This is a genomic window from Chromobacterium sp. IRSSSOUMB001 (assembly GCF_023507765.1).
In the GTDB taxonomy this organism is placed as follows: Bacteria; Pseudomonadota; Gammaproteobacteria; order Burkholderiales; family Chromobacteriaceae; genus Chromobacterium; species Chromobacterium haemolyticum.
Genome location: NZ_JALCYU010000062.1, coordinates 1 through 496 on the forward strand (window position 1 = coordinate 1; position 496 = coordinate 496).

Annotated in this window: 1 protein-coding gene; it reads right to left on the reverse strand. The window is 60.1% G+C overall.

Annotated features, from left to right (window positions below):
* The coding region (locus MOV80_RS23315; protein ID WP_275975400.1) for a calcium-binding protein at positions 1 to 496 on the reverse strand (496 nt) is incomplete at both ends.

Consider the following 496-nt stretch of genomic DNA (forward strand, 5'->3'; position numbering starts at 1 on the left):
AGTCGGCGCCGTTGCCGCCGTTAAGCGTGTCGTTGCCTGCACCGCCACGCAAGGTGTCGTTGCCTTCTTCGCCAAACAGGCCGTCATCGCCAGCCCCGCCTTCCAGCAGATCGTTGCCGTTGCCGCCGTACAGCGAATCGTTGCCGCCGTTGCCCAGCATCCAGTCATCGACATTACCGCCGCGCAGCGTGTCGCCCAACTCGGAACCCACCAGCGGCACGCCTTGCTTCATCAACTGATCGGCTGTCCACTTCACGCCGGAAGCGAAGGTGATCTGCTCGATCCAGTACACCCGATCGGCAAACCAGTCTTTCACCGTCACGCTGTCCTGGCCGTTGACGTGGCGGAACACCATGTCGTTGCCGCTGCGCAGCACCTGGATGTCGGTTTCCTTGATACCGACACCAAAGCGCAGTTCATCGCGGTACTCTTCACGCGCAATATCCGCATCCGCCTTGTCGATGATCAGGTCTTGACCATCACCCATATTGAACAA